Genomic DNA, 20,761 nt, shown 5'->3' with positions numbered 1-20,761 from the left:
ATCGGCGCCACCGCGCGCCGCCGGCGCGGCAGTCGGCTTGCCCCGTTCGCCCCCGGCCGCACGGTCAGGCCCCGGCAGCGGCGCGGCGCCACGCCGGGAACGGGTCTGGAAGCCCCGCCCAGAGATGCGGCGCAAAGGCCTCGGCACCGTCGAGCAGGGCCGCGTCCAGCCGTGCGGTGATCGCCGCGCGGTCCATGCCCGCACCGATGAAGACCAGCTCCTGCCGCCGGTCGCCGAAAGGCTCCTGCCAGTGTTTCTCGAGGTAGGCGACCGCCTGCGGATGGTCCGGCCGCCGCTCGGGCGGCACCGTGGCCCACCAGTTTCCCAGCGGCGAGATGCTGCTCATGGCGCCCGCCATCGAGAACTCGGCGAGCCAGTCGGGACGGGTGGCGATCCAGAAGTGGCCCTTGGCCCGGATCACGCCGGGCAGCGGACCGTTGAGCACGTCGTGGATCTTCTGCGGATCGAACGGACGCCGCGCCCGGTAGACGAAGGACGACACCCCGTATTCCTCGGTCTCCGGGATGTGGTCGGCGAAACCGTAGAGCTCCTTGGCCCAGAGCGGATGGGTGTGCGCGCGTTCGAAATCGAAGAGCCGCGTGTCGAAGATACGGTCGTGCGGCACCTGTCCGTAGTCGGTCTCGACGATCTGCGCGTCGGGATTGAGCGAGGTCACGATGAGCCGCGCGGCAGTCAGCTTGTCGGGGCCGGCGTCGCTGCACTTGTTGAGCACCACCACGTCGGCGAACTCGATCTGATCGACCAGCAGGTCGACCAGCGTGCGGTCGTCGCCGTCGCCGAGGCTCTCGCCCCGGTCGCGGATGAACTCGTGGCTGGCGTAATCCTCGAGCAGGTTCACCGTGTCGACCACCGTCACCATCGTGTCGAGCCGCGCCACGTCGGCAAGGCTTGCGCCGGTCTCGTCGCGGAACTCGAAGGTGGCGGCCACGGGCAGCGGCTCGGACACGCCCGTCGATTCGATCAGCAGGTAGTCGAAGCGGCCCTCCTCGGCGAGCCGGCCCACCTCCTGCAGCAGGTCGTCGCGCAGGGTGCAGCAGATGCAGCCGTTGGTCAGTTCGACGAGCGTCTCCTCGGTCTGGCTAAGGCCGGCACCGCCGTCCCGCACGAGGTCGGCGTCGATGTTCACCTCGGACATGTCGTTGACGATGACCGCGACGCGCCGGCCCTCGCGATTGGCGAGGACGGCGTTCAGCAGCGTCGTTTTCCCCGCGCCGAGGAACCCCGAAAGCACGGTCACGGGAAGGCGCGCATCTTGGCGTGGCATGGCGTTCTCCATGGATCTTTAGTGTTACGTTATATCATAACAATTAGAAGACCCATCGAGCCGGCGCAAGCCCGTTTCCAGCAGAGCCGCAGGCCCCTGCGAAGGCGGCTCCGGGATGGCGGCGTGCAGCTGACCCTGCGCCCGGCGGCGGAACCTTGCCCGCCATGCACATACGACAGAGCGGACTTGCAGAGGTGCGTCTTGTTCTGCACCGCGGCGAGACGTAGATAGTCAACAACGGCGCCGAAAGGTGCCTCACGGTTTCTGAGGTTCTCTCCTCCTCCCTGAGCCTCGGAAATCAGCGGCGGCCCTCTCTCCTCCTCCCTGAGGGTCGCCGCGCTCCTCCCCTCCCGACATTTCGTGATCGAGCCGCATCCGCCTGGCGCCCTTCAGCGCCGGAAAAGACGGGCGCCGCGCGGCGCCCGCCGGTTCGAAACAGCCGGTCAGTCCGGCGCCTCGACCAGGATCTTTATCTGCGATTTCTCGGCCACCAGCGTCTCGAATCCCTCGGCCACGATGTCGTCGAGCGCGATGCGCTTGGTCACCAGCTTCTCGGCGGCGAAGTAACCCTGACGCATCAGTTCCATGACCGCCGGGTAGATGTGGCGATAGGCGATGGTCCCCTTGATCTGGCGCTCGCGCAGCACGACCGTGTTGGGTTGGAACGAGGCCTCGCCTTCCCAGATCGACACGACGAGGGTCTGCCCCTCGTAGCGGGTGGAATCGATGGCCTGCGGCAGCACCGGCGCGACGCCGGTCACTTCGAAGGCCACGTCGACGCCGATGCCGGTGGCCGCGAGGATCGCCTGCACCGGGTCCGTGTCGCCGGGGTCGATGGCGCTGGTCGCGCCGAGATCCAGCGCCTTGGCGCGGCGGGTCTCGGAGGGCTCGACCACGTGGATCTCGGAGGCTCCGGCCGCCCTCAGCGCCTCGACCACCAGAAGCCCGATGGGGCCGGCCCCGAAGACCGCGGCCTTGTCGCCGACGTTGATCTGGCTGATCCGCACCGCGTGAACGGCGACGGCGGCAGGCTCGACGAGCGCCCCCTGGTCGATCGACAGCTCGTCGGGGATCTTGTGCGCCATCCGCGCCGGAACCACCGAGTAGGCGGCAAAGCCCCCGTGGCCGCCCGAGAGGCCGACGAAACCGAGCTTGTCGCAGAGGTTGTAGAGCCCCGCCCGGCAGGCGGCACAGTCGTCGCAGGAAAAGATCGGCTCGATCGCGACTCGGTCACCCACGGCCAGGTCGGTCACGCCCTCGCCCAGCTCGGTGACGACACCGCTGAATTCGTGCCCCATGGTGATCGGCGCCTTGTCGTGGCTCAGCGGGTGGGCGTCGCCCACCGGCACGAAGATCGGCCCCGCAAGATACTCGTGCAGGTCGCTGCCGCAGATGCCGGTCCAGGCCACCTTGATCCTGATCTCTCCTGCGCCGGGGGTGGGGGCGTCGATGTCCTCGACGCGGATGTCTTTTGCGCCATGCCAGCGTGCTGCTTTCACGGTATCCTCCAGGTCTTTGATTATCGGGGAAAAGGGCCCGGCCCCACGACGGGACCGGGCGGGGTCGGTCAGTGCAGGTGGTGCACCTCCTGCAGGCCGTAGACCGGGGTATCGAGCCCCTCGAGACGGGCCTTGAGCTGCAACGCGAGATACAGCGAGTAGTGGCGCGACTGGTGCAGGTTGCCACCGTGGAACCAGAGGTTCTCCTGCTGGGTCGGCTTCCACATGTTGCGCTGCTCGCCTTCCCACGGGCCGGGGTCCTTGGTGGTCTCGGAGCCGAGGCCCCACACCTTGCCGACCTTGTCCGCCACCTCCTGGCTGATGAGGTCCGCGGCCCAGCCGTTCATCGAGCCGAAGCCCGTCGCCAGCACCACGAGGTCCGCCGGCAGGCGCGTGCCGTCGGCCAGCACCACGGCGTCTTCCTCGAAGTGGTCGACCTGCCCGTGCGCGAGCTTGATCTCGCCGTCGATGATGAGCTGGCACGCACCGACGTCGATGTAGTAGCCCGAGCCGCGCCGCAGGTACTTCATGAACAGCCCCGAACCGTCATCGCCCCAGTCGAGCTGGAAGCCCGCCCTTTCCAACCCGGCGTAGAACTCGGCATCGCGCTCGCGCATCTGGTCGTAGAGCGGAATCTGGAACTCGTGCATGATCCGGTAGGGCAGCGAGGCGAAGATCATGTCGGCCTTCTCGGTGGTCACGCCGTTCTCGAGCGCCTCCTCCGAGTAGAGCGCGCCCAGCCCGATCTCCATGAGACTGTCCGACCGCACGATATGCGTCGACGAGCGCTGCACCATGGTCACGTCGGCCTCGTGTTCCCAGAGCGCCGCGCAGATGTCATGCGCCGAGTTGTTCGAGCCGATCACCACGACCTTCTTGCCGGTCCACGCATCCGGGCCCGCGTGCTGCGAGCTGTGCTGGATCTCGCCCCGGAAGTCCTCCATGCCCGGGAAGGTCGGCATGTTCGGCTTGCCCGACATGCCGGTTGCCAGCACGAGCTGCTTCGGCTTCAGCACCACCTCTTCGCCGTCGCGGTTCACCCGCACGGTCCATTCGCCCGAGGCCTCGTCGTAGGAACAGGACTGCACCTCTGAGCGGGTCCAGTAGTTCAGCTCCATGACCTTGGTATACATCTCGAGCCAGTCGCCGATCTTGTCCTTGGGCGCGAACACCGGCCAGTTGTCGGGGAACTTGATGTAGGGCAGGTGATCGTACCACACCGGGTCATGCAGGCAGAGCGACTTGTAGCGGTTGCGCCACTGGTCGCCGGGCCGGTCGTGCTTGTCGAGCACGATGGCCGGCACCCCGAGCTGCCGCAGCCGCGCGCCGAGCGCGATGCCGCCCTGCCCGCCACCGACCACGACGACGTAGGGCTGGGTCTCGTATCCGAGCTCTGCCGCCTCCGCCTCGCGCGCCTCCTTCCAGGTGGTGCGATGGCGGTCGGCGCCGTGCTGGGCGCCCATCGGGCGCCGCTTGCCCCGGGTCTCCTCGAAGCCCTTGAGCTCGCGCAGGCTGGTGAGCAGCGTCCAGATCCGCCCGTCGCGCAGGCGCATCAGGCCCCAGCCGCGGCCGGTCTTCGTCTCGAAGGTGATCCATGCGGTGGTGACCCCGTCCTCCTCGACCGGGATCTCGCCGTCCTGGATCGCGAACCCGCCGGGAGCGACCTCGCCCATCTGGCTGGTCAGCATGTCGGCGACGGCGTCACGGCCCTCGACGGTCTTGAGGTTCCACGTCATCGCCACGAGATCGCGCCAGTAGCAATCGGTCGCGAAAAGCTCGGTGATCCGGTCCACGTCGCCGCTTGCAAAGGCGTCGTTCAGGGTGTCGAGCACCTCCTGGACCTGCAGGGTTGCGGTTGAGTCTAGCATCGCGTCTCCTCCAAAATCGCGGTGATGCCGCGACTATCGGGGCCCGGAGGGCGCGCCCGCAACGCGCGCGGACCTCTTCGAAGACGTTTCGGACATGCTGCCGCGCGGCATGTTGCGCGCGCAACGCCGCGCAACGCGGCTGGCCTGCAGCCGGGCTCAGCCGGGGGCGCGCAACCCGGCCTTGCGCATCCGCCGCAGGACCGTCGAGCGATTCACCCCGAGCCGCCGCGCGGCAAGCGCCATGTTCCAGTGGCACGATTCCAGCACCTGCTCGAGGCTCTCTTCGGGCGCCGCGTCCGCTTTCGGGGCGTCGGGGGCGGGCGGCAGGTCGGGTGCGTCGATCACGTCACCCTCGGCAAGCGCGACGGCGACGTCGAGCACCTGTTCGAGCTCGCGCAGGTTGCCGGTCCAGAACCGCCCCAGCAGCTCGACCCGCGCCGAGGGCGTGAGCCGCACGCCCTCGGGCGCACGCCGCCGCAGCATCCGTTCGATCATCCAGCCGAGGTCCTGTCGCTGGCGCAGCGGCGGCAGCGCAAGCTGCGCCCCCGAGACCCGGTGATAGAGCGTCGCCGGAAAGGCCCCCTGCCCCACCGCCGCCGACAGGTCCGCCGTCGTCGTGGCGATCACCCGCAGCTGGCGGCGCGCGTCGAGCTCGGCCACCAGAACCCTGCGGCTGTCCTCGGGCAGGTCCTCGATCCGCCGCAGCAGCAGCGTGCCCGACGCCGCGCAGCCGCCAAGCCGTGCGCGCAGATCCTCCACGCCGAGCGCGGCGCAGTCGATCTGCAACAGCGCCTCGGCCTTGCCCGCCAGGTGGATCGCCCGCGCAAGGCGGGTCTTGCCGGTGCCCGTCTCGCCCGAGATCAGCAGCGGCACCCCGGTCGGCGCGAGCTTCTCGGCGCGCGCCAGAAGCTGCGACATCGCCGGGTCGGGCCCGGCGAGCCCCTGCACCGCGCTGGAACGGGCCTGCAGCGCGGGGGCACTCGGGCGGGTGCGCGGCGCCTGCGGCGAGATCGCGTGACCGAAGAGCGCGCCGCCATCCCGCAGGTGCACGAGCCGATCCTCGGTCGGGCGGTCGCGCATGAGGTCGGGAAGATCGTCCACCGACATGTGCAGGAGCTCGTCGACCGGGGTGCCGAGCAGCGGGACATCGCCCCCCAGCAGGCGCTGCGCGGCGCGGGTGAAGCCGATGACCCGCCCCGCGCCGTCAAGCGAGACCGCGGCCTCGGGGTCGACGTCGAGGAATTCGGGCGAGGACGACAGCCGCAGCACCCATTCCCTGCGGCTCTCGGCCATCAGGTTGGCCATCTCGACCCGCCGGGCCGACGTGGTGACAAGGCTCATCGCGAGGTTCTGGCTGCGCTTCGGCGAGGGGCTGCGCAGCAGCGAGATGTCGAGCACGGCGGCAAGGTGACCGAGGCTGTCGTAGATCGGCGCGGCGGTGCATGACAGTCCGGTGTGGGCGTTGCCGAAATGGTCGTCCTGGTGGATGGTGATCGGCTCGCCCGAGACCAGACACGCGCCGACGCCGCAGGTGCCCGCCAGTTCCTCGGACCAGTCGGCTCCGAGGTAGAGCCCGGACTGCCGCAGCTCGGACTCGAACGACGGGTCACCGAAGAAGTCGACGCAGACCCCCTCGGCGTTGGCGAGCAGAAGCACGTAGTTCTGACCGGCGACCTGCCGAAAGAGGTTCTGCAACCCCGAGCGCGCCGCCGAGATCATCCACTCGGCCTGCTTGCGGTGCTGGCGCAGTTCCGGCTCGGTCACGATGTGGGCGGGATCGGCGCGCGCAGGGTCCATCTTGTAGAGCTCGACACACCGGCGCCACGAGTCCGTCACCTGCGCATCGCGCCCGGTGGCCCGGCCCTCGAGGGCCTGCTCGATTTCCCTGACATGGCCGTGAAGCGTCACGATCCTCTCTCCCTGCCCACACCCTAACACGGGTGGAGCGCGAGAGATAATAGACCTTGGTCGGTCGGTGGCGCCCCGCTCAGGCGCGCGCGACCTGGACGCTCAGCCAGAGGAGCTCGGCCGGGGCCTGCGATTCCATGAAGGCGATGTCGTAGGCGTCGCGGCCCACGGCGATCACCGCCATGCTGTCCGAGGTGCACATGCCGGTCGGATCGACGAGGTGCCAGGCGTCGTTCAGCCAGACCTGCCCGACCGCGTGGAAATCCTGCGGCGTCACGTCGGGCCCGTAGGCCGCGACCATGCGGGCCGGGATGTTGGCGGCGCGGACCATGGCGCAGAGCAGGTGCGCATAGTCGCGGCAGACGCCCTGGCGGCCCGCGAAGGTCTCGAGCACGTTGGTGTCTGCGTCGGAGCTGCCCGGCACGTAGGACAGCTCCTCCTCGATCCAGTCGCGGATCGCCGCGACCTTCTCGCCGCCGGCGAGGTGCCCGAAGCGCTTGGCGACGAAGGTCGTGAACTTGTCCGACTGGCAGTAGCGCGACGGGCGCAGGTAGGCCACGGCCTCGGCCGGAATGCGGTGCAGCGGCGCGGCCTCGAGCCCGAGCAGATCCTCGTTCGTGCGCGTGACATCGACCAGCGCGCGATACTCGAGCCGCATTTCGGTGCCCTGCACCTGCCCCCAGATCCGCTGGCCCACGCCAGCGTCGCCGCTGATCCGGGTCAGCACGGCATCGTCGAAGCGCATTTGCTCCTCGACGATCTCCTGGCCGTCGGTATGCGCCGCCTCGAGCGCGAGGAACACGGTGTTCGGGCAGGCAAAGCGGTAGTGCATGGTGACGTCGACGTTGATGCGCATCCGGTATCCCTCTGGATCGAGTGTGGTCTGTCTGGGAGGCGTCCGTGCCTGGCCGTCCCGGGTCGGGACGGCTCCGCGAGTCGGCTGTCGCGACTGGCGGCGTATGCGACCGCCCGTAACTGCTGTGCAGCGCGGTTTCAACGAAAGATCCGCGTCTTTCGCACGCCCGGGGCGGGGTTTGCGGCCCATGCGGCGCAGTGTGCATCAAAAACCGGTTCGCTGCACACTTGCAGCCCGTGTGCAGCAAAGATATATTTGATGCACACAGACGCCGGGCAGGTCGGAGCCTCCATGCAGATCACGTCACATTCCCGCGCCGCGCAGGTGGCCTACCAGGACCTGCTGCGCCTGCATCTCGACGAGGCGGTCTCGGGTCTTGTCGGCAGCATCGAAGAGCGCCGGCGCAACGGCCGCACCTATCTCTACGACAAGTTCCGCATCGGCACCGAGATGAAAAGCCGCTACCTCGGCGAGGACAGCCCCGAGTTGCGGGCGCGGCTCGACCGGGCCGCCGCGCTCCGGGACGAATCGCGCGAGCGCGGCAAGCGGATGTCGCGGCTGGCCCGCACCCTGCGCGCCGAAGGCTTCGCGACCACCGACCGCGAAACCGGCTCGATGCTGCTGGCCTTCGCCCGCGCCGGCGTGTTCCGGCTGGGCGGCACGATGGTCGGCACCGGGGCCTATGCACTCTACCAGGGCGAGCTGGGGGTGCGCTTCGATTCCGACGAACTGGCGCAGACCGGCGACGTGGATTTCGCGAGCTTCGAGCGGCTCTCGGTCGCGCTTGGCGACACGGTCGAGGAGGCCCCCGGCGAGATCCTGCAGGCGCTGAAGTTCGACGCGGTGCCCGGTGTGCACGACCGGCAGGTCTGGAAATGGCGGCAGAGCCGGGGCGAGGCGATGGTCGAGTTCCTGACGCCCGCCTTCGGCGACGAGCGGGTCAAGCCCCTGCCCGCCCTCGGGGTCAGCGCGCAGGCGCTCAACTACCTGAATTTCCTGATCGCCGAGCCGATCCACGCGCTCGCGCTCTACCGCTCGGGGGTGCTGGTGCAGATCCCCCGCCCCGAACGCTTCGCGATCCACAAGCTTATCGTCGCCGACCGTCGGCGCGGTGGCCCGGCGCAGGCCAAGGCCCGCAAGGACAGGGCGCAGGCGGCGTTCCTCGTCGCGGTGCTGGCGGAGGACCGGCCAGACGATCTGGCCGAGGCCTACGAGGACGCGCAGTCACGCGGACCGCGCTGGCGCGAGCGGCTCGCGGCGAGCCTTGCGCGGATGCCCGAGACGCGCGACCGCCTCGCCGGCCTCGTCTGACCGCCCGGCACAGTCGGGAGAACGGGGCCGGACATGAGCCGGACATGACAAGGGCGCCGGTGCTACCGGCGCCCTCTGTCGTCGTGTCCGCTGATGCGGCCGACCTTGTCGCGGGCCTGACCTCAGGCCACGCGGGCCGCTTCGCGTGCGATGCGGCGGATGTCGGAGCGGCCGATGCCGATGTCGGCGAGGTCGCGGTCGGACAGCGCGCCCAGCTCACGCACGGTCTGGGTGTAGACGGCGCGGCGCGCACGGGCGGCGCGGCGGTCTTCGATGAAGCGGCTCAGGAAGGAGCCGTTGCCTTGGGTGGTCGGGAATGCGGTTGCGGTCATCTGTGCCATTTGTCACGTCCTTTGCATCTGACGGCCCCTCGTGGGCCAGTTTGTCTCGTCAGGAGCGCCGGTCCGGATCGTTTCGGGTAGCGCTATCATCCCTTTCGTTGACAGGGATATCGTCCCGATGCTGCAATTGCACAATGGACAGAATTCGAACCCCGCCATGCATTGTGGACATAGGCGGTGTCCGACGCCGAAACGGGCATGTTAGCGCAAGCGCGGGCGCCCGTTCGGCGCACTCCGATCGCTGGGACCAGCGGCCTTGCAGGGCGGCCCGTGCAGGCCCCGTCGGACAGGATCCGCCGTCGCGAACGGGCTTCCGCCCGCGCCTGCTTGCGCCGTTGCCGCCTTGGCCCTAACTCAAGGGCATGGCATCGAAAATCTTCGTCATGGAAACCCGCGAAAACGGCACCGGCCGGCTCTCTCTCAGCTTCCGCGGAGAGCGCGGCAGCGGCATCAGCCGGATTGCCTGCGACCTCACGCAGGACGACCTTCTGCAACTGGTGCTCTTCGCCGAGGCCAACGGCCTGCGCGACACGCTGGGCGACACCGGCCGCTCGGAACTGTTGCTGAACGGCCTCGTTCTCGACGACGACCCAACCCGGGGCGAGATCACCGTGCTGCGCAAGACCGGGTTTTCCGAGCAGACCGCCCGAGTCGGCCGCGACGTGTTCCAGGCCGAGATGGCGGGCGTGGTCGACATCTGCCTCGCCCGGGCGGAGGAGTCGAAGCACGGCGAGCGCCTGAAAGAGCTGATCGCCGCGTGCCCCCTGCCCGAGCAGTTGCAGGACCGTCTTGCGCCCGACGAGGCCGACGCGGTCCGGCACCGCCTGCACGAGATCGCCCTGCTGCTGCTGGCCGCGAACACGATGGAGCGCGGATCGCCGCTCGCCAGGCTGCTGCGCCGCAAGAAGGACCAGACCGAGGCCGAGCGGGAGGTCGCGGGGTTCGTGCGCTCGCTGGCCCTTGGCCTGCTGCCCCGCACCGAAAGCGCGCAGGCCTGAGCGGCGCAACCGCCCCGCATTGAGCCCCGCGACGACCAACATGGTAGCGTTATCGAAACGCACGGCCCCTGCCGTGCGTTGGGACAGCAAGCACAGCGTGACGGCGCATCCCGTCTTCGGTATGGACGGTTGAGACTCACTGCCGGCGGCGCGCCGCCGATGACCCCAGGAAGGAGACGACATGACTAGCGTTCTAGACCAGCTCAGGGAAATGACCGTGGTGGTTGCCGATACCGGCGAGGTCGCCGCGGTCAAGGCCTACAAGCCCGTGGACTGCACCACCAACCCCTCGCTCGTGCTCGGCGCGCTCAAGGATCCGGCGTCCGAAGAGCTGATCGAGCGCGAGATCGAGGCCGGCCGCAAGGCGGGCAAGTCGCCCGAGGCCGTGACCGCGACGCTGACCGTCGCCGTCGGCGCCGAGCTCACCAAGCTGGTGCCGGGCCGGGTGTCGACCGAGGTCGACGCGCGCCTTTCGTTCGACACCGAGGGCTCGCTTGCCCGCGCCCGCGAGATCATCGCCGATTACGCCGAGCGGGGCGTGTCCAAGGACCGCATCCTCATCAAGCTCGCCTCGACCTGGGAGGGCATCCGCGCGGCGGAGGTCCTGCAGAAGGAAGGCATCGACTGCAACCTGACGCTGCTGTTCTCGATGGCGCAGGCGGTGGCCTGTGCCGACGCCGGCGCCTACCTGATCTCGCCCTTCGTCGGCCGGATCACCGACTGGTACAAGGCCGCCGAGGGTGTCGAGAGCTACGCCCCCGACGAGGACCCGGGCGTCAAGTCCGTGCGCCGCATCTACGACTACTACAAGTCGAACGGCATCGAGACCGTGGTGATGGGTGCCTCCTTCCGCAACGTCGACCAGGTCAAGGCGCTGGCGGGCTGCGACAACCTCACCATCTCGCCGAAGCTGCTCGAGCAGCTCGACGCGGAAGAGGGCGAGCTGCCGCGCGCCCTGTCGCCCGAGACGGCGCAGGCCAGCGACAAGGTCAGCATGGACGAGCAGACCTTCCGCTGGGAGCTGAACAGCGACCCCATGGCCACCGAGAAGCTCGCCGAGGGCATCCGCAAGTTCGACGCCGACCACCAGGCGCTGATCTCGCTGGTCGCCGAGAAGATGGGCGCCTGATCGGCTCATCCCGGTTCTCATGATGACGGAGCGCACCCGCCGGGTGCGCTCCTTTTCGTTTGCGGACTGGTCGCGACCGCTCGGCCGCCCTCCTGCGAGCAAGGCAACCTTCCGCCGGCGCGTCATAGGAACCAAGCGAAAGCCGCGCCATCGTCGGACCGCCGGCTGGCAATGTGACCGTCGAACTCCTCGATTTATCCCGGCCAAGTCAGAAAGACCTCGCCACGCAGCCCCTTGCCCGACCAGTTCGCCGGTTCGGGGACAGCCCGGCGATGCGCGTGAGGCTGTGGCCTTGTCCCCGTGCGGGCCCTTGGCCCGGTCCGCAACCCCCATCGCGACAACGAGAAAGGGGCGCACCCGCAGGCACGCCCCTTCCGCCGTTCATGTCTCGCCGCTTACTGCTGCGGCAGGCGGTAGACCGAGACCATGTCGCCCACCGAGGGCTTCAGGATCGAGTTGCCGCCCGAGACGAAGGCCACGTATTGCGCGCCGTCGTGCTCGTAGACCGCCGGGTTCGAGACCGAGGGCGCCTCGGTGATGTCGCTCCAGAGCTCCTCGCCGGTCTCGAGGTCGTAGGCGCGGACCATGGCGTCCATCGTCGCCCCGATGAAGATCAGGCCGCCCCTGGTGATCGCCGGACCGCCGATGGTGGGCGAGCCCCAGCCCTCGGGCATGTAGAAGCCATAGCGCTGCGACATGCCGAAGGGACGCCGCCAGGCGATCTCGCCCGTGGTCATGTCGATGGCCGCGAGTTCACCGAACGGGGGTTCCCAGCAGGGCATGCCCCAGCGGTTCAGCGCGGTCTGCAGCGACATGCCGTAGGGCGCGCCGGTCTGCGGGTGGAACCCGCTTTCGCCGGGCCCGGCCTCGCCGTTGATCTCCTCGTATCGCTCGCGCTCGTAAAGCTGGATGTGCTGCACGACGTGGCTGAGGTTGACCACCGCGAGCTGCTTGTCGGGGTCGAAGCCCACGCCGCCCCATTGCACGACGCCCGCCGAGTTCGGGTAGGCCCCGGCTCCGGCGCCCTCGGTCGTCGGCGCGGTATACATGCCCTCGTAGACCATGTCGTCCCAGAGCTTCGAGCAGGCCCCGAAGGAGGCCACGTCGGCCAGCCACCAGACGTCGGGCAGCTTCGACTGGTCGAGCAGCGGCGCCGGTTTGGTCGGGAAGGGCTGGGTCTCGGCGTAGCGCTCACCCTCGATGTCGCCGGCAGGCACCGGGCGCTCCTCGATCGGCCAGACGTCCTCGCCGGTCTCGCGGTTCACCACGAAGAGGAAGCCCATCTTGGTGGCCTGCATCAGCGCCGGGATCTCCTCGCCGTCGACGGTGATGTCCATCAGCGTCGGCGCCGCGTTGATGTCGTAGTCCCAGATGTCGTGGTGCACCCACTGGCGCGACCAGATCACCTCGCCGGTCTCGACGTCGAGCGCGGTGGTCGAGGTGGCATAGGGGATGTCCTCGGTGCGGTTGCCGCCCCAGTAGTTCGGCGACGGCGAGGCCACCGGCAGGTAGACGATGCCGCGTTCCTCGTCGGCGCTCATCGCGGTCCAGACGTTGGCGGTGCCGGTCTTCTCGCGGATCTCCTCGGGGATCGTGTCGAAGGTCCATTCGAGCTCGCCGGTCTGCGCGTTCACCGAGAAGATCGACCCCGGAGGTGCTTCGGCCCAGTCCCAGTCGTTGCCGGCCCAGCCGATCACGACGTGATCGCCGACGATGGTCGGCGGCTGCAGCAGCGACAGCGGCCAGCGGTCGTTGACGGTGTTCCACTGGTTGACGTCGAGCACGCCGCCGTCGGCGAAGTTCTCGCACTGCTCGCCGGTGTCGGCATCGACCGCGAAGAGCCGCGCGTCCATGGTGCCGAGATAGACGATCTTCTGGCAGGCCTCGCCCTCGACGGGCTCGTCGGCTTCCCAGTATGCGACGCCGCGGTTCTTGAGCGCGGGCTGGGTCAGCGCCTCGAGCGTCGACTGGCTGTCGAAGGACCAGACTTCCTCGCCGGTCGCGGGATCGAGCGCGAGCACCCGGTAGAAGGGCGTGCCGATGTAGAGCAGGCCGTTGGCGTAGATCGGGGTCGCCGACCAGACGGTCGCCGGAAGGTCGCCAGAGCCGTCCGAGACGTCGCCGGTCTCGTAGCGCCACGCCAGTTCCATCTCGCCCACGTTCTCGGGGGTGATCTGGTCTAGCGGCGAATACTTGGCGCCGGAGACCTGGCCGTGGAAGCTCGGCCAGTCGGGGCCGGAAGCCGGAACGCGGGCATCCGAGGAGATGCGCGCCTGGCTGTTCGCCTCCTCGGCGGGGGCCTCCGGCTCGCTGTCGTCCTGGGCGGTCTCCTCGCCGGACCCGTTCGTGCCGTCCTGCTCGGCCGGGGCCGTGTCGGTCGCGGTGTCGCTGTCCGTCCCGGTTTCAGCGTCGGAACTTTCGGAAGGCGTGGACTCGTCGGAGGGGGCCGTCTCGGGCGTCTCTTCCGAGGTTGTTTCAGGCGCGGTGTCGGGCGCCGACTCCGGCGCGGTCTCTTCCTGCGCCGGGGCGGTGTCGGTAGGTTCGTCGCCCGTCGTGTCCTGCGCGAAGGCAGGCCCGGCGAGCAGCGCGATCAGCGCGGTGGAACGAAGCAGGGTGTTCATGCGGTATCTCCTTCGGGACCGGAGAGGGCGGCGAACCAGCCGATGGCGCAGACCGCGAGGGCGGCGAGCATGATCCACTGGTGCAGCAGCCATGCGGCGAGCGCCGTGAGCAGGATGCCGAGGGCGAGCAGGATCATCAGCACGACGCGGGCGCCGCGCGAGCCGGCCTTGACCATCAGCGCGCCGCCGATGAGCAGGCAGAGCGCGCCGAAGGCCGCGGCGAGCGGCCCCCAGACGCCGGTGACGCCGGTGAGCGGGACGAAATAGGCGTAGAGACCGCAGCCAATGGCCACGATCGCCGCCACCATGATGAGGGTGAGGCCCAGACGGTAGGACATGGAGAAGCTCCTCGTGAAAGGTGAGGCAGCGGGCCGCGCGTCATGCGCGACCCCGTCCCTTCGGAGGTTTAGGGCGGATCACGGCCGGGACAACTTTACGACAGTCTTTCGTGAGGTCAGCCCGGCGCCGGATCGGGGGTTTCAGCGCGTGTCGCGCGCCAGTGCATCGCGTGCGAAGGCCCCCAGCCGCGCGAGGGATTCGTCTCCGCGCGGCAGCACGTCGGGCCAGAGCTGGAACATGTGGAACTGCCCCGGGGTGACGCGCAGCCGCACGTCGACCCCGGCGAGCGCCGCGGCCCGGGCCAGCAGCAGGCTGTCGTCGAGCAAGATCTCGGCGCCCGCCGCCTCGAGGTGCAGCGGCGGCAGCCCCGAGAGGTCCGCGACCAGCGGCGAGACGTCCGGGTCGTCGGGCGGCATGCCGGGCATCGCCATGCGCGCGAGCTCGGCGTCGGTCGCGTCGTCGTTCATCAGGTCACCGTCGCGCCCGCGCGTGCTGCTCTGCCCGGTGCGGTCGGTGTTGGGCGAGGCCAGCGCCAGCCCCTCCACCCGGGTCCGCCGCGCCACCGCCAGCGCGAGGTGGCCGCCCGCGCTGTCGCCCCCCAGCACAACCGGGCCGCTTGCCGCGACGAAGGCGCGCGCATCCTCGAGCATCGCCGGCCAGGGCGCCTCGGGGGCCAGACGGTAGCGCGGCAGCAGGACGCGCAGGCCCTGCCGCGCGAGCGCGGTGGCGAGCACCAGGTGCGTCTCGGGAGCGCCGAAGACGTAGCCGCCGCCGTGGAACCAGACGAGCTCGGGCCCCTCCCCCACCGCGAGCGCCGACACGCCGCCGCGCTCGACGCGCTCGGCCATCGCCTCGGGCTGCCCGGAAGCGATGCGCCGGAACCCGTCCCGGCGCTCGGGAATGTCGCCGTCCATCGCGGTGTCGCGGATCAGCCCGCGCAGGTCTGCTTCGGTGTCGGGGCGTGTGGTCATCGCCGTGTCCTCTGGTGGGTGTCCCGACGCGACCTGCGCCGCTTCACGCAGACGTCAACCGCCGGGCCGCCGGAATACCCTCCCGTCACCGGAACAACCCGGGTCAGCGCACGTTCTCCTGCAAGCAAATCGAAAGGCATTCCCATGGACATGAAGATCAAGGGGCGGCTCGCGCTCATCAGCGGGGCCACCGGCGGGCTCGGTATGGCCACGGCACAGGCACTGGCCGAGGAGGGCGTGAAGCTCTTCCTGACCGATACCGATGGCGACAAGCTGGCCGATGCCGCGAAATCCGTCGGTGACGCGGTGGTCGGGCATCGCGCGGCAGACCTCACGCTGCAGGACGAGGTGCAGGCGCTGGCGGACGAGGCCGCGGGCCATGGCGGCGTCGACATCCTCGTGCACATGGCCGGCATCACCGGCGCCAAGGGCGATCCGCTCGAGATGAAATTCGACGACTGGTTCAGCTGCTGGAACACCAACTTCATGTCCGGCGTGCGCATGACGCAGGCGCTTGTGCCCGCCATGGTCGACCAGGGCTGGGGCCGGGTGGTCTTCGTCACCTCCGAGAACGCCGTGCAGCCCTACCCCGACGAGGCCGTCTACAACGCCTCGAAGGCGGCGCTGCTGAGCTACACCAAGGCGCTGTCGCTGCCCTACGGGCCCAGGGGCGTGCTGGTGAACTCGGTGATGCCCGCCTTCATCGAAAGCCCGATGACCGACGGCATGATGGACAAGCGCGCCGAAGCCGAGGGCGTGTCGAAAGAAAAGGCGATCAAGGGCTTCCTCGACGAGGAACGCCCCTACCTGTCCCTCAAGCGGCGCGGCAAGCCCGAAGAGGTCGCCGCCGCCGTTACCCTGCTCTGCTCGGACCGGGCGAGCTTCACCAACGGCTCCGCATGGCGCGTCGATGGCGGCGCGGTTGCGGCAATCAACACCTGAGGAGGCCGAGATGACCGACCAACCGAAGATTCCCGCCCAGGCGCAGGACAAGATGCCCGCCGACGAGCACAAGATGACCCCGCGCCCGGACTATGCGCCGCGCCACCCCGGCGTCGGCAAGCTCAAGGGCAAGGTCGCGCTGGTCACCGGCGGCGACAGCGGCATCGGCCGCGCTGTGTCGGTGCTCTTCGCCCGCGAAGGGGCGAAGGTGGCCATCGCCTATCTCGACGAGGACACCGACGCGCAGGAGACCGCGAAACTCGTGGAGGACGAGGGCTCGGAAGCGCTGCTCATCCCCGGCGATCTCGGCGGCAAGGCGCATTGCGAGGAGGTCGCAGCGACCGTCGTGGGCCATTTCGGCCAGCTCGACATCGTTGTGAACAACGCCGCCCAGCAGTGGATCGACGAGGATTTCGCCAACTTCCCCGAGGAGAAGCTGCGCCGGATCATCGCCAGCAACATCTACGGGCCGATGTTCATGACGCAGGCGGCGCTGCCGCATCTCGGCGACGGCGCGAGCATCATCAACACCACCTCGGTCAACGCCTACAAGGGCAACGACTCGCTCATCACCTATTCGACCACGCGCGGCGCCACGCTGGCCTTCACCCGGTCGATGGCGCAGACGCTGGCCGAGCGGGGCATCCGCGTCAACGCGGTGGCGCCGGGGCCGATCTGGACGCCCTTCATCCCGGGCTCGATGCCCCCCGAGAAGGTCGAGGACTTCGGCCAGAAGCAGTTGATGGGCCGCGCCGGCCAGCCGTGGGAGGTGGCAACCGCCTACCTGTTCCTCGCCTCGTCCGACGGCAACTACTACACCGGCCAGTGCCTGCATCCCAACGGCGGGGCCATCGTCGGTGCCTGACCGGCTGGTGAACCCGGCGATCTACGAGATCTACCCCCGCTCGTTCCACGACAGCACCGGGTCGGGCGAGGGCGATCTGAACGGGATCACCGGGAAGCTCGAACACGTGCGCGACCTTGGCGTCGACGCGATCTGGCTCGCCCCCTTCTACCCGTCGCCAAGGGTGGACGGGGGTTACGACGTGCGCGACCACCGCGCCGTCGATCCCCGCCTGGGCTCGCTCGAGGATTTCGACAGGCTGCTCGCCCGCGCCCACGAGCTCGGGCTCGCGGTGCTGATCGACATGGTGTTCAAGCACACCAGCGTCGACCACACGTGGTTCCGCGCCGCGCTCGACGGCGATACGGAGGCCGCCGCGCGCTACGTCTTCCGCGACCCGAAACCGGACGGCACGCCGCCGACCAACTGGATCGGCTACTTCGGCACGCCGGCGTGGAGCTGGGCGCACCAGCGCCAGCAATACTACCTGCACGAATACCACCGCGGGCAGCCCTCGGTGAACCACCGCAACCCCGAGGTCATGGCCGAACAACAGGCGATCATGGCGTTCTGGAAGGCGCGCGGCGTCGACGGTTTCCGTTTCGACGCCGTCACCTCGTGGTTCCACGACGAGAAGCTGCGCGACAATCCCGCCGCCGCGCCCGAGGACCGGCCCCGCATCGACGGGCTGCCGCATTCGCCCTACAACCGCCAGCGCCACCGGCGCGACATGCAGGAGGGCGAAGGCCGCGATCGCATGACGCTGATCCGGGAATGGGCCGGCGACGAAATGTTCCTGATCGGCGAGAACAACTTCGGCCTCGCCTCGGTCGAGATTTCGCAGGGCTACACCGGTCCGGGGCGGCTCGATGCCTGCTACACCACCGACACCGTGCGCTGTGGCACCTCGCCCAGACTGTGGAGCGCCATGCTCGACAAGACAAACGGCACGTGGCGCCTGCCGTGGTGGTTCTCGAGCCACGACCAGGCCCGCGCCACGACCCGGCTCTGGGACGACCACCCCGGCGCGCCCGCCTTCCTCGCCGCGCTTCTGGCGGTGCTGCCGGGCAGCGTGATGATCTACCAGGGCGAAGAGCTGGGCCTGCCGCAGCCCGACGTGCGCCGGGCGGAGTCGGAAGATCCCTTCGACCGGGCCTTCTGGCCCGACGGCCCGGGCCGCAGCGGCGCCCGCGTGCCGATCCCGTGGGACGAGACGCCCGAGACCTTCGGCTTCACCCGTGGCACGCCCTGGCTACCGATGCGCTGGCTCGAGGGCATCTCGGTCCGCGCGCAGGAGGGCTCGGAGACGAGCACGCTCGCCCGCTACCGCGCCGCGCTGCGCATCCGCCGCGACCACGGGCTCGCCAGCCCGCGCGAGCTGACCCACAGGCAGGAGGGCCGGCGCCTGCAGCTGACCGCGCACACAGAGGTTTCAACGATCGAGGCGGTATTCGACTTCGACGACCTCACCTTCGAGATCCGTACCGGCGAGACGGTGCTGATGTCCGACGCCTGCCGCACCCCGGGTGCGCGGCGGGCGGGTTAAGGCTCTCCCGGCGAGCGCTGCCCACCTCCGCGCTCCCCCGTCAGTGCGTGGGCGACACGACCTCTGAGCGGGCAGCGCGGGGCCTGTCGGGAACCCCGGCCGCGCATCGGTGTTTGACCTTTACCCCGGTTTCAGCCGGCGGTGCGCGAACGTCACGAAAAGGGATATCACGATGACAGGCGAAACCTCCTGGGCCGACCGCCCGTCCGAGTTGCACCGCGGCGACTGGAAGGCCGCGGCGCTGCGTGTCAAGGATGGCGTGACCGAGGATCGGCTCAGCCTCATCGCCGCGGGGGTCGCCTTCTTCGGACTGCTCGCGATCTTTCCCGCGATCACCGCCCTGATGGCGATCGCCGGCATGGTGCTGTCGCCCGGCGACGTGACCGACCAGATCCAGCAGATCTCGGCGGTTCTGCCGCAGCGCGCGGCCGAAATCCTGATCGACCAGGCCAAGAGCGTGGCGGGAAGCGACCAGGGCGGGCTCGGGCTTGCCGCGATCCTCGGTATCCTGCTCGCGCTCTATTCCGCCTCGACCGGGGTCGGCAACCTGATCCAGGGACTCAACGTCGCCTACGAGCGGCGCGAGACGCGCGGCTTCATCAAGCTCAAGCTGATCACCATCGTGATGACCCTGCTGCTCATCGTCGGCGTCGTGGTGGCACTGGCAGCGGTGCTTGTCCTGCCCGGGCTGCTCGCGGTGATGCAGCTCGGAGAGACGGTCGAAAGCGTGGTCTGGGTGCTGCGCTGGGTCGTCCTGCTGGGGTCCACCGTGGTGGCGATCGGCGTGATCTACCACTACGGCCCCGACCGCCGCGCGCCGCGCTGGCGCTGGGTGACGCCGGGCGCGGCCATCGCCTGCCTGCTCTGGCTCGCAGCCTCCATCGGCTTCTCGGTCTATGCCGAGAACTTCGGCAGCTACCAGGAGACCTTCGGCTCGCTCGCCGGGGTGGTGATCCTGCTGTTCTGGCTCTGGATCTCGGCCTTCGTGGTGCTGCTCGGGGGCAAGATCAACGCGGCTCTCGAAGAGCGCACCGACGCGGACACCAGCAAAGGGAGCGAGGAAAAATGACGGCGCAGGACGCATCCGCAGGCAGATCGGGCAACCGCGACGCGCGTCCGACTCGCGGCCCCGGCGCCATCCCGGCCATGGTCGACCGGCTCTACGAGCTTGCCGAAGAGCGCGAGTGCATCAGCCTCGGGGAACTCGTCCGCACCATCGGCGCGCAGGGGCATTCCCCGCTGCTCATGGTCTGCGCGCTGCTCATGGTGCTGCCGACCGGCATGATCCCGGGCATCGGTGGCGCGCTCGGTCTGATCGTGGCGATCATCGGCCTGCAGATGCTGCGCGGACGCAGCGGCATCTGGCTGCCGAAGATGTTCGCCAAGCGCGAGTTCACCGCCGAGCACATCCGAAAGCTCGCGGAATGGATCAGGCCGCACTCGGAGAGGGTCCACCGGCACATGCGGATGCGCGCGGAATGGCTGGCACAGGGATCGGTGTCGCTGTCGGTGGTCGCGGTCATCCTGATGATCTCGGGCGGCTCGCTCGTCGTGCTCGGCGCGATCCCGGTGGCAACGCCGCTGATGGGGCTTCCGGTCGCGCTCTACGCCCTCGGCATCCTCGCACGCGACGGCGTCGTGGTAGGCATCGCGCATGTGCTTGTCGTCGCCGTGAGCGCACTCGGCTTCTACATCCAGTTGAGTGGCTGAGCGCCTCCCCTCCCCCCTTCGGTGAGGTTCCGGAAGGCGGCCTGTGTGAGTCGCCCGCATGGACAAGCGACCGTGCGGCGCTAGCTCTGCGACAAAACAGCCCACCAAGCCATCGCAGCCAGGGAGGAACGCATGGTCTCTTTCGAACTCAACGGGAAGCAGGTGTCGGTCGACGTGCCCGACGACACGCCGCTGCTCTGGGTCCTGCGCGACGAATTGCGGATGACCGGAACCAAGTTCGGCTGCGGGGTCGCGCAATGCGGCGCCTGCACCGTGATGATGAACGGCATGACCCGCCGGTCCTGCGTGACCCCGATCTCGACGGTCGAGGGGTCCTACGTCACCACCATCGAGGGCGTCGACGGCCCCGAGGCCAAGGCCGTTCAGGAGGCCTGGGAAGGTCTCGACGTGCCGCAGTGCGGCTGGTGCCAGTCGGGCCAGGTGATGAGCGCCGCGGCGCTTCTGCGCGAGGTTCCGAAACCCAGCGACGAGGACATCGACAACGCCATGGCGGGCAACGTCTGCCGCTGCGCCACCTACGTCCGCATCCGCCAGGCGATCCACGACGCCGCCGACAAGCTGGAGGGCTGAGC

18 protein-coding genes are annotated in these 20,761 nt (G+C 69.2%); 9 read left to right on the top strand and 9 right to left on the bottom strand.

Annotated elements, in window-relative coordinates; translation table 11 throughout:
- Positions 1-64: 64 nt before the first annotated feature.
- From D6860_RS23455 to D6860_RS23435, 5 genes are all read right to left on the bottom strand, one after another.
- Positions 65-1,285 (bottom strand): GTP-binding protein, encoded by a 1,221-nt coding sequence (locus D6860_RS23455; RefSeq protein ID WP_076625716.1) that lies wholly within the window; start codon positions 1,283-1,285, stop codon positions 65-67.
- 443 nt (positions 1,286-1,728) lie between these two features.
- Positions 1,729-2,784, bottom strand: a complete 1,056-nt coding sequence (locus D6860_RS23450; RefSeq protein WP_076625634.1) for a 2,3-butanediol dehydrogenase — start codon at positions 2,782-2,784, stop codon at positions 1,729-1,731.
- A gap of 68 nt (positions 2,785-2,852) precedes the next feature.
- A complete protein-coding gene (locus D6860_RS23445; protein WP_076625633.1) occupies positions 2,853-4,652 on the bottom strand; it encodes an NAD(P)/FAD-dependent oxidoreductase in 1,800 nt (599 codons plus the stop codon).
- A gap of 156 nt (positions 4,653-4,808) precedes the next feature.
- Positions 4,809-6,560, bottom strand: coding sequence for a sigma-54-dependent Fis family transcriptional regulator (locus D6860_RS23440; RefSeq protein WP_093411880.1), 1,752 nt, complete (start codon positions 6,558-6,560; stop codon positions 4,809-4,811).
- Positions 6,561-6,639: 79 nt separating this feature from the next.
- Positions 6,640-7,416: a transglutaminase-like domain-containing protein gene (locus D6860_RS23435; protein WP_076625630.1), complete on the bottom strand. Its 777-nt coding sequence runs from the start codon at positions 7,414-7,416 to the stop codon at positions 6,640-6,642.
- Between the two features lie 291 nt (positions 7,417-7,707).
- Here D6860_RS23435 and D6860_RS23430 point away from each other — a divergent pair, with 291 nt between their 5' ends.
- Complete coding sequence (locus D6860_RS23430) at positions 7,708-8,727, top strand: nucleotidyltransferase family protein (protein ID WP_076625715.1); 1,020 nt, start codon at positions 7,708-7,710, stop codon at positions 8,725-8,727.
- 122 nt (positions 8,728-8,849) lie between these two features.
- Here the strand turns inward: D6860_RS23430 and D6860_RS23425 are convergent, their stop codons facing one another.
- Complete coding sequence (locus tag D6860_RS23425) at positions 8,850-9,068, bottom strand: DUF1127 domain-containing protein (protein ID WP_017468485.1); 219 nt, start codon at positions 9,066-9,068, stop codon at positions 8,850-8,852.
- 362 nt (positions 9,069-9,430) lie between these two features.
- On the opposite strand from D6860_RS23425, the gene D6860_RS23420 reads away from it, so the two are divergent.
- Both D6860_RS23420 and tal read left to right on the top strand, forming a co-directional pair.
- On the top strand, positions 9,431-10,066 hold the full coding sequence (locus tag D6860_RS23420; RefSeq protein ID WP_076625628.1) for a hypothetical protein: 636 nt from the start codon (positions 9,431-9,433) through the stop codon (positions 10,064-10,066).
- A gap of 181 nt (positions 10,067-10,247) precedes the next feature.
- On the top strand, positions 10,248-11,195 hold the full coding sequence (tal, locus tag D6860_RS23415; protein ID WP_076625627.1) for a transaldolase: 948 nt from the start codon (positions 10,248-10,250) through the stop codon (positions 11,193-11,195).
- Between the two features lie 395 nt (positions 11,196-11,590).
- Here tal and D6860_RS23410 read toward each other — a convergent pair whose 3' ends face one another.
- From D6860_RS23410 to D6860_RS23400, 3 genes are all read right to left on the bottom strand, one after another.
- On the bottom strand, positions 11,591-13,816 hold the full coding sequence (locus D6860_RS23410) for an outer membrane protein assembly factor BamB family protein (RefSeq protein WP_076625625.1): 2,226 nt from the start codon (positions 13,814-13,816) through the stop codon (positions 11,591-11,593).
- Entirely contained in the window at positions 13,813-14,154 is a 342-nt protein-coding gene (locus tag D6860_RS23405; RefSeq protein WP_076625624.1) for a hypothetical protein, read from the bottom strand. The genes D6860_RS23410 and D6860_RS23405 overlap by 4 nt, the downstream gene beginning before the upstream one ends.
- 141 nt (positions 14,155-14,295) lie before the next feature.
- The gene (locus D6860_RS23400) at positions 14,296-15,126 is read right to left on the bottom strand and encodes an alpha/beta hydrolase fold domain-containing protein (protein ID WP_076625622.1); all 831 of its coding nucleotides are present in this window, start codon (positions 15,124-15,126) and stop codon (positions 14,296-14,298) included.
- Between the two features lie 144 nt (positions 15,127-15,270).
- Here D6860_RS23400 and D6860_RS23395 point away from each other — a divergent pair, with 144 nt between their 5' ends.
- The 6 genes from D6860_RS23395 to D6860_RS23370 all read left to right on the top strand — a co-directional run bounded on the left by D6860_RS23395 (position 15,271) and on the right by D6860_RS23370 (position 20,759).
- Complete coding sequence (locus D6860_RS23395) at positions 15,271-16,068, top strand: SDR family NAD(P)-dependent oxidoreductase (RefSeq protein ID WP_076625621.1); 798 nt, start codon at positions 15,271-15,273, stop codon at positions 16,066-16,068.
- A gap of 10 nt (positions 16,069-16,078) precedes the next feature.
- Positions 16,079-16,933, top strand: coding sequence for an SDR family oxidoreductase (locus D6860_RS23390; RefSeq protein ID WP_076625620.1), 855 nt, complete (start codon positions 16,079-16,081; stop codon positions 16,931-16,933).
- Positions 16,926-18,458, top strand: a complete 1,533-nt coding sequence (locus D6860_RS23385; protein ID WP_076625618.1) for an alpha-amylase family glycosyl hydrolase — start codon at positions 16,926-16,928, stop codon at positions 18,456-18,458. Before D6860_RS23390 ends, D6860_RS23385 begins: the two co-directional genes overlap by 8 nt.
- Positions 18,459-18,630: 172 nt before the next feature.
- Positions 18,631-19,527 (top strand): YihY/virulence factor BrkB family protein, encoded by an 897-nt coding sequence (locus tag D6860_RS23380; protein WP_076625616.1) that lies wholly within the window; start codon positions 18,631-18,633, stop codon positions 19,525-19,527.
- Positions 19,524-20,168: an exopolysaccharide biosynthesis protein gene (locus D6860_RS23375; protein ID WP_076625615.1), complete on the top strand. Its 645-nt coding sequence runs from the start codon at positions 19,524-19,526 to the stop codon at positions 20,166-20,168. The genes D6860_RS23380 and D6860_RS23375 overlap by 4 nt, the downstream gene beginning before the upstream one ends.
- Positions 20,169-20,300: 132 nt before the next feature.
- Complete coding sequence (locus D6860_RS23370) at positions 20,301-20,759, top strand: (2Fe-2S)-binding protein (RefSeq protein ID WP_017468833.1); 459 nt, start codon at positions 20,301-20,303, stop codon at positions 20,757-20,759.
- Positions 20,760-20,761 lie beyond the last annotated feature (2 nt).

The sequence above is a fragment of the Salipiger sp. D13 genome (genome assembly GCF_003703915.1).
GTDB lineage: Bacteria > Pseudomonadota > Alphaproteobacteria > Rhodobacterales > Rhodobacteraceae > Salipiger > Salipiger profundus.
The sequence above is the reverse complement of the archived record's forward strand: the minus strand, read 5'-3'. Positions and strand labels throughout refer to the sequence as shown.